6 protein-coding genes and 4 pseudogenes are annotated in these 8,143 nt (G+C 57.0%); 7 read left to right on the top strand and 3 right to left on the bottom strand.

Features of this window, described 5'->3' with window-relative positions; genetic code table 11:
• Positions 1-221 (top strand): annotated as a pseudogene (locus AC1DWG_RS30245) (hypothetical protein); the annotation flags it as partial.
• Positions 222-303: 82 nt separating this feature from the next.
• Complete coding sequence (locus AC1DWG_RS30240) at positions 304-510, top strand: co-regulatory protein PtrA N-terminal domain-containing protein (RefSeq protein ID WP_477765550.1); 207 nt, start codon at positions 304-306, stop codon at positions 508-510.
• 184 nt (positions 511-694) lie between these two features.
• On the opposite strand, the pseudogene AC1DWG_RS30235 reads toward AC1DWG_RS30240, so the two are convergent.
• Positions 695-1,048: pseudogene (locus AC1DWG_RS30235) on the bottom strand (TonB-dependent receptor domain-containing protein); the annotation flags it as partial.
• Positions 1,049-1,428: 380 nt separating this feature from the next.
• Here AC1DWG_RS30235 and AC1DWG_RS30230 point away from each other — a divergent pair.
• Positions 1,429-1,749 (top strand): isochorismate lyase, encoded by a 321-nt coding sequence (locus AC1DWG_RS30230; RefSeq protein WP_477756784.1) that lies wholly within the window; start codon positions 1,429-1,431, stop codon positions 1,747-1,749.
• A gap of 151 nt (positions 1,750-1,900) precedes the next feature.
• Positions 1,901-2,389, top strand: a complete 489-nt coding sequence (locus AC1DWG_RS30225; RefSeq protein ID WP_477756782.1) for a GNAT family N-acetyltransferase — start codon at positions 1,901-1,903, stop codon at positions 2,387-2,389.
• A gap of 123 nt (positions 2,390-2,512) precedes the next feature.
• On the opposite strand, the gene AC1DWG_RS30220 is transcribed toward AC1DWG_RS30225, so the two are convergent.
• A complete protein-coding gene (locus AC1DWG_RS30220; protein ID WP_477788759.1) occupies positions 2,513-3,382 on the bottom strand; it encodes an AraC family transcriptional regulator in 870 nt (289 codons plus the stop codon).
• Between the two features lie 223 nt (positions 3,383-3,605).
• Between AC1DWG_RS30220 and AC1DWG_RS30215 the strand changes: the two are divergent.
• Positions 3,606-3,926, top strand: a pseudogene (locus AC1DWG_RS30215) (tyrosine-type recombinase/integrase); the annotation flags it as partial.
• A gap of 345 nt (positions 3,927-4,271) precedes the next feature.
• Complete coding sequence (gfa, locus tag AC1DWG_RS30210; protein ID WP_477765552.1) at positions 4,272-4,850, top strand: S-(hydroxymethyl)glutathione synthase; 579 nt, start codon at positions 4,272-4,274, stop codon at positions 4,848-4,850.
• A gap of 298 nt (positions 4,851-5,148) precedes the next feature.
• On the opposite strand, the gene AC1DWG_RS30205 is transcribed toward gfa, so the two are convergent.
• Positions 5,149-6,630, bottom strand: a complete 1,482-nt coding sequence (locus AC1DWG_RS30205; protein WP_477788758.1) for a DUF1254 domain-containing protein — start codon at positions 6,628-6,630, stop codon at positions 5,149-5,151.
• Between the two features lie 707 nt (positions 6,631-7,337).
• Between AC1DWG_RS30205 and AC1DWG_RS30200 the strand changes: the two are divergent.
• Positions 7,338-8,143, top strand: a pseudogene (locus AC1DWG_RS30200) (copper oxidase); the annotation flags it as partial.

The following is an 8,143-nucleotide window of genomic DNA, read 5'->3' as shown; positions in this document are numbered from 1 at the left end:
TCTCTGGCGTGTCGTGGTTCTATGCCGCCATGCTGGGCGTTGGTCGTCCGCTGGCCTGGAAGTACTCGCTGGTGGAGTTGCTGGCAGCCTATCCGGTGCTCATCGTCGCTGGGTTCGGGATGATGGTATTGCTCACTGCCTGGGCCAAAAACAGAGACACCGAAGCGCACATGGAGCAAGGCACCAGGACTCCAGGAAATGCCGCCCTGGCTGGCTGGTAATTCCAGGTTGAACAAGGACGTCCAGCGCTAGCCAATGAATCCCGCTTTAACTGTTAATAAAGTCTCACTTGAGGATATCCAAATGAAATCCATGAAAGTTCTCTTCGTAGTCGCCACTCTGACCGCTTCTTCTCTGGCGATGGCCACAGGTGGCGGTGATCGGACCTTCGCACGCATGGAGTCGGCCCGGACAGTCTCGATGAAAGCCTTCCAGGTTGCCCAGAAACAGAAGGCTGAAGCCGCTGTAGCTGAAAGCAAAGCCAAGGCGACCGACCGCAGCAATAGCTGATCCGTATAGCGCGTCCCCGGGCTGACAGAAATGTGCGGCCTCAAGCCTCGAATGCAGCACCCAAGGTGCTGCTTTTGCTTATTTAACCGAAATCCCGCTAACACAAAATCCAGTGTGTTGAATCCACAGCTATAAGCAGCCTTTCACGAAGGGCTGCTTTGGGGCCTGTTCTTCAGGTCTGGGCTCAGAAGCGATAGTTGGTGCTCAGCTCCAGCGTCCGTGGGGCACCGGGCGTGATCAGATCCACCGAACCATGCGCCGAAGCGTAATACTCCTTGTCGAAGACATTGCGCAGACGCAGGGCCATGTCCCATTTCGGCTGGTTGTACAACAGCGCGGTGTCCACTGTTGTGTAAGCCGGCATGACCACATTGTTATCCAGCGCGGTATAGCGATCATCGACATAGTTGGCCCCCATGCCCACACGCCAGGTTTGCGTCAGCGAACGCACCAACCACAGGTTGGCGCTGTGGCGTGGCGTCAAGGTGGGTACCTGGCCTTCGTTGACGACACCGTTAGTAAGGCTGTTGGACTTGGATCACGTAGAGGGGCATCGATCTTCAGCGCGCTCCTGCTCTCGAATGAGTGGAGTCACTTAAGGCGACAGGCAGAAATCGGCCGATTCTGTTGAAAAAGTCGGCCGTGGTTTCCTCGGCAGAAAAATACGCGCCTGAGATTGAAATCTTTACTTTTGGGCAGAGGCTTCCGGGCTCAGATTTCACGTAGCAGCGTGTAAAAAAGCATTTTCACCACTCAATATTCAGGCCATTTGGGCGGGCCGACTTTTTCAACAGAATCTGCCAGAAGCAGCCACTCAAACACCGACTTATGGTATTCAGTCTGTATCACTCATGGAAAACAGCGCGCCGATACTTCTTCCGAAGGCCGACGATTTTTTCAGTAAACGGAGTCACCTACATGGACGTCATCAATCAGTTGCAACCCGAAGAGTGTGCAGGCATGGAGGATATTCGACGCGAAATCGATGCCCTTGATCAGGTTGTTATCAAGCTGTTGGGCAAGCGTTTTCACTATGTACTGGCTGCCTCGAAGTACAAGACCTCAGCAACTTCGGTGCGTGCTCCGGAGCGTTTCAAGGCCATGTTGGAGACACGACGCGAGTGGGCCGAGGCTGAGGGCCTGAGCCCGGATGCAATCGAGAAGATGTACAGTGACCTGGTGAACCACTTCATTGCAGAAGAGATGAAACACTGGGCGGCTCATCAATCCAACACCTGACTCTAGTGTCCGGACTGTCCGCCATGGGGCGTCAACCGCCCTTCATGTCTGCTGTAATCGGCCATTTGCGGGCATGCCATTGCTTTCCATCACCCTGCGCTAGCCTTGGGACTCAGCTAAAGTACCGATTCATGGAGCTTAGAGACGAGCAATGAAACTGAACCACAGGCCAGTGAAGGCTAGCGACGTTAAAATGATCTGCGGCTTTCCTCAGAACGCTCAAGAGTTGTTTTTCATGTTTCCAAAGGCGCACTTCCCGCTAACGGAAACGCAGTTGATTACCGCGATCTCCCAACGCTTTGACTCTACCGTCGTGGAGATCAATGGGACTGTCGTTGGGTTTGCAAATTTCTATCGAGCTGAACGCAATGGCGTTTGCTGTATCGGCAATGTCATCGTCTCGCCGAGCGCTCGGGGTGAAGGAGTGGCCACGTTCATCGTAGAGACGATGACCGGCTTGGCATTCGAGCGTTACGGAGCCAACGAGGTGCAGATTTCCTGTTTCAACGAAAACACCGGAGGGCTGCTGCTCTACCCCAAGCTTGGGTTTGTGCCTTATGCAATTGAGGAGCGACCTTCTTTGGGAAACGGCCGATCGGCCCTCATACACATGACGCGCAGCAGAATCTCGACAGGTTGAATACGCGGTCGATTGTTACCCTGGAAGACAGGCAGAGATCGGCCAATAGCTGCCCCTTGGCGAGAGGCAGATTACAACGATGAACTCAACGACGATCGTTTCAAACCAGCAGCGACCTGTCCGCTATTGCAAAGGCACATAAATATCGGTCTGCCATTGATCCTGCGGTGTCTCGGGGGAAATGCTCAGATAATCGAAGAACAGCGGCTGGTCTCGAAGCTCCTCGCCGCTGGTAGGGAGCCAGTCGCGATAGATCGGATAGATCGATTCGCCGATGTGATCCGTCGAGCCCACGTGACGCACCACGACGCAGCGCCCGCCGGGGATAACCCTCTCGGTTACGCCGAACTCATTCGCTGCTACCGCCTCGTGAATCTCGCCGCAGATTGCAAACCGGAACTCTTCGGCCGGGGTCGTATCGGGGTTACCGAAAGGAATACCAAAGCTGCGACTTGATGCCACCGGCGACTGTCCGCTCTGCATGCGCCATTCGATAAATTTACGCACGCTCTCATTAATGAGCCCGGACGCTCCGCAATGCTCCAATGCTGCAACCCTGACTTCGCGAAACTCCACAATTCGTATCTGCATGATGATGCTCCTGGAAAAATGAGGGATGGTGAACACCGCACTCCAGACCTGCCAATTCGGTTGCTTCCTGAATGCACTCGGCGTCATACCGAACGCCCGCCTGAACGCCCTGGAAAATGCTTCGGGGCTTTCGAAACCCGCACCGAAAGCGGCGTCCAGCACCGAGTAATTCGCGAGGGAAGACAAGCAATGCGCCGCGCGTCGTAGTCGCATCAGTTGTACATAACGTGAAACAGGCACGCCCACGAACGCGGTGAATTGTCGATGGAAGTGAAACGCCGAAAAATTCGCGACTTGGCTCAACGTCTTCACGGACAAGTCACCTTCGAGATTGGCGTCGATGTAGGCGAGTACCAGGTCGAAGCGTTTTGTGTAGGCGGCGTTGCTCAGCAAGTCAGACACTGGATGGAGGCTCCGGGAAATACGGTAGGCAATAGAGTCGACTATACCGGCGTGCCCGCGCCTAGCCGTGTTTGCTCAGGTCGCGTTTGAATTGCCTGTTCGACGTGGCCGCCTTGGATGCACCGTCTTGAAGGCTACCGGGCGGTTCATCTGAGCCTCCGATTGTAAATCCTGTACGACCGCCAGCTTCACGCCCTGAGGAAGTCAGTCAACCAAAATCGAGGTTCTGGAGGCTTGGATTCATCAGGCCCACCTCCGTGGTGAGGAGTTCTTGTTTCCGACCCGGTTGCATGGCTCAGATCATCTCTCCACCGGGCAATACGCTCGAATAGTCAAAGCGTGGGTGACAGCCATTGGCCTTGACCCAACCATGTACGGTACCCACACGCTACGGCGAACCAAGGCATCGTTGATCTATCGCAGGACGAAGAACTTGAGAGCTGTCCAACTCCTGCTTGGTCATACGAAGCTTGAAAGCACTGTCAGATACCTGGGAATCGAAGTCGATGACGCCCTGGAAATGGCGGAACAGACGGAGGTCTGATCACCTGCTGCGACGGTCAATGCTTGGCCGTCGCTGTCCGGCCAGAAGCAGACCTGAAAAACCTTGGGCGTGTGTGGATTCCATCTGAATTCGACACACTCGCCCGTGCGCTGGTCCTGGCCGCGCTCGAGACATCATCGCAGACTATTCTTGATCTGGGTAACCGACCGGTCGCACCGAAGGAGGTCACTCGTTTATGCACTGTGTCCTTTTCGAAATCCGCCGCGGTTCGATCGGATGCATGAAGGCAAATCGATCCGCGCCGGCATCGAGTTCCGATGAACTACCGGTCTGGGGCACGGCCCCAGGCACTTTTGTCTGACACCCTGAAACGGAGACGCCAGCATGAGCACTTTGCAACTTCACCCTGTACTGGACAATGGTATCCAACCCGCCGCCGCGAATTTCACAGGTGGCACCCTGCAATGCCTGTGTGCGACTGACAAGGTCGAGGTCAAGATCGACGCACAAACTCTGCATAACCACGCGTGCGGCTGCAGCAAATGCTGGAAACCACAAAACGCGACATTCGCCGTCATCGCCGTGGTGCCTCGAGATAAGGTCAGCGTGATTGCCCACGGCGAAAAACTGGCGATTGTCGACGAATCCGCCACCATCCAGCGCCACGCCTGCAAGCAGTGTCACGCCCATCTCTTTGGGCGCATCGAGAACAAGGACCATGCGTTTTATGGCCTGGACTTCGTCCACACCGAGCTTTCGCCACAGAGCGGATGGGCTGCGCCGGGATTCGCGGCGTTCGTGTCCTCCATCATCGAAACCGGCACACCGCCCGCGCAAATGAAGGCTATCCGCGAGCGCTTGCGCTCAATCGGCCTGGAACCCTATGACTGCTTGTCCCCGGACTTGATGGACGCACTGGCGACTCATGTCGCCAAACAGAAAGGCCTGCTCCCCGCCGCCTGATTGATCGGTTGCCGCGGTTTCTTTTCCGGACCGCGGCTCCGATTCACCTTTGATGTTGTGCGCCCCACATAATTAACTGGGGGGCTATGGGCATTAAGACAATGGATTACGCCAGTTTTCAATTCCGCTCGTACCAATTTTGTACCACCAGGCTCTCTCAACCCACCTTTTCGCTATGGCTAACTGCATCTACATCAGGCAGATAGCGGCCAATAGCAGCCCTTCATGATCGGCTGCTATTGGCAAAAAGTAGCACTGGCCGACACCGACTTACGGCGAGTGTCAGCAATGGGTCGCACTACTTCGATACCACCAACGCCGGTGGCTGCCAGCTGCCTTCGCCAGCGGGAAGAATCGAAGGCGGTGCGGTCTTCGGCCAGTACAGACGCATCACCAGATAGACCGTGTCGTCAGGCGCCGGCAACCAGTTGGCCTCCTTGGCCTTACCGGGGGAGTCCTTCTGGATGTACAGCGTCAGTGAACCATCCGCGTTTTTCTTCATGGCCGACAGCATCGGCGAATTGATCAGGTAACGGTTGAGCGGATTCTTGATCAGCAGCTGGCTCTTGCCGTCGTACATGGTCACCGACCAGAAGGCATTGACGGGCGGCAGTTTGCCGGCCGGGAAGGTGAGCGTGTACTTGCGCTTGCTGGTATCGAGCGTCTGGCCGGTGCCGTCGGTGCGCGTGTTGGGATACATCGCCTCGACGGCGTCATTGCCGTAGAGACCGCCTTTCGCGGCACCAGCACGCTTCAGCCAGTCGGTCTTGTAGAACGTTTGGTCGCCGAAGTACGCGCCGACGCTCCAGCCGTTGATTATCTTCGTCCCGCTCGCGAGGAACTTGTCGACCTTCTCGTCACCGGCCTTCATCCCGAGCAGGACCACGGCCTTGTGCTCGAGCGAGAGGTCCTTGAATTCGAAGCTCCGACCGGGGCCTACGCCGATGCTGGCCAGCTTCGCCCGAATCGCCTTGTCGTCAGCCGATGGCGGCACATACTCCATCGCGGCCGACAAGTACTCGAAGAAGTTGGCCTTGATGCCCTCCGTGGTGGCCGGAACGAAATCAATCTTCGGCGCAGTGGGCGGCGCGGGCTGATGGAGAAAGGCGGACAGCGGCTGGACCTTGTAGCCCGCCTGCACCTTCTCGACATTCGGCATGTCCTTGGCATTGAAGAGCTGAGTCCGCATGCCGCTCAAGGCGAAGGGAGTGGTCGAGGTGAAGACTTTCTTGATACCGGGAGGGGTCGTGCCTTTCCAGTCGGGACCGACCACCATGTAGTGACCTGGCTCACTGCCGGTGGCACGGCTGCCGATGTAACCGTAGTTGTAGGTATTGCCGTCGATTAGCTGCACCGAGTAGTAACGCCGATGGTCCACCGCCGGCACCGAGATCACCATCGGCTCCGCGCGCAAGTCCAGCCAGACAAACGAGTACGGGGTGTCGCTGTTCGGAGTGATGATGGCTGTGTCTTGGTAGGTGAAGACGCGAGGTTCGTTCTTGAGCTGATTGAACGGTGCCTTGTATTGCGGGCCATCCTTGTCCACGGCATATTCGTTCATCACGGCGTAGTTCATGACCAGCGGCAAGCCGTAGATAAAGCCTTCCTCGGCGATCGCCTTGGTCTGCTCGAGACTCGGCGCGGGCGCGCCCTTGGCCGCATCGGCCTTGTCTGCCTGCGTGATCGGATCGGTCTTGCTCGCACACCCCGCAAAAAGCGTTGAACCCACTACGACGACTGCCGCAGCCATTATCCAGCCCCGGTTAAACTTCCTGTTCATTTCCACCTCGTTGGTTTTGAGCAAGCTATTGCCGTGAGTGTTCATGGCCACGGTGAAATAATCTGAACGCCTGAAACCCTCCCGACTTTTCAGTAGTGCCAAGTCATATTGGCGATCTGGGCTTCAATCCAGGCGTTGTCGAACTCGCCTGATACACGATAGCCAGACAAGGTTTTTTGCTGATCGACTGGCATGCCCCATCCAGACCGCGGCCCAATGGAAACTAAGGTCTGTCTCCCGACTAAGTAAATCCTGTGGCGAAGCGCCAACTCACACGCCCTGGGAGGGTAGATCACAAAAAGCCAGCATCCCCTTGCGCAGCTGAAATAGTGCCCGCTATTTGTACGTCCTGTCGCCACGATAAATACGAGAAGCCGGTCTGATTCAGTTATGTAACATTATCCATGTCGCCCTAGGGCGAGCAGCCCCTGCCAAAAGCGGGCGGTGAAATAGGGCCGCTACTATTTCCATAAATGGGGCACTACACCCACCCAACCGCGCGTTTACTACCTCATTTGAGGAATATCCCCCCACCCAGCACCTACCAAAAAAAAACACGTTGAAACAACTTACTAATTACTCGGAATTTTCATTCCCCCTCTCGTCCATGGCCCGGTGGTTGCATGGCGCCTTGCAACGCAGGCAGTTACTGTCACCAGGTGGGGATGGCTGGGTGCGCCGTTTTGCTATGTCGCGGAGGGAACCTCATGAGAATCCTTGCATCGCCATTCAATTCGATCCGTTCCTCAAGGGTTTCGGGCGCAGTTTCTGTACTGTTGATCACCTTCGGGTTGGATCCGGTCAGTGCCGCACCGCTGGATGATTTCGGCCCGCCACCACCGACGGACCCCTCTGCGTTTACCAACCCGCCGGCCGACCCCAAGGCCGCGCTGGATGCCATACGGGCCATGCCACCCGCCAACCAGGGCGCCCTCGCCCTGCCCAATGGTGTTTTTGGCACCCACGCCACGCCAACGACCGACAACGTGCTGCAGCCGGCCCAGCAAACATCTTTCAAGATCCCCACCAATGGCAAGCCCAGCCCATTGTTCGGGGCCCAGCCGTACACTCAGCAGCTGCTGCTGTTCGAAGAATTCGGCACGGAGAAACTCGACCCGACACTACCGCCGCCCACGCTGACCTTCCCGGTTCCGATCGTCGGCCCTGCGCCCACGCAGGACCCGAACAACATCGCCCGCAGTGGCCCTTCGGCCGCGGCGCTGGAAGCCTTCATGCGCCAGCCGGGGCTGTACCCGTTTCCGTCGCAGTATTCCAACGTGCTGGACCGCAACCCGTGGAAAGCGCAGATCGAAGCCTTCCTCAACCGCCATCCGGTCGGCTCGCCGGCCGAAGGTCGTCCACCAGGAAAAGGCTGGTCGCACCAGCGCTGGAACGAGTTTTACCCACAGGTCGCCTTTAAAACCGCTCAAGTGGGCGCCAAGCTCAACGGCGGCATGCGCGATCGCCGGCAAATGCACAACTACGCCGTCGGTGAGTTCGGGCCTGGCGGGCT

The sequence above is a fragment of the Pseudomonas sp. P4_B3 genome, from assembly GCF_056402295.1.
Note: the sequence above shows the minus strand (reverse complement) of the source record. Positions and strands in the feature narration are given on the sequence as shown.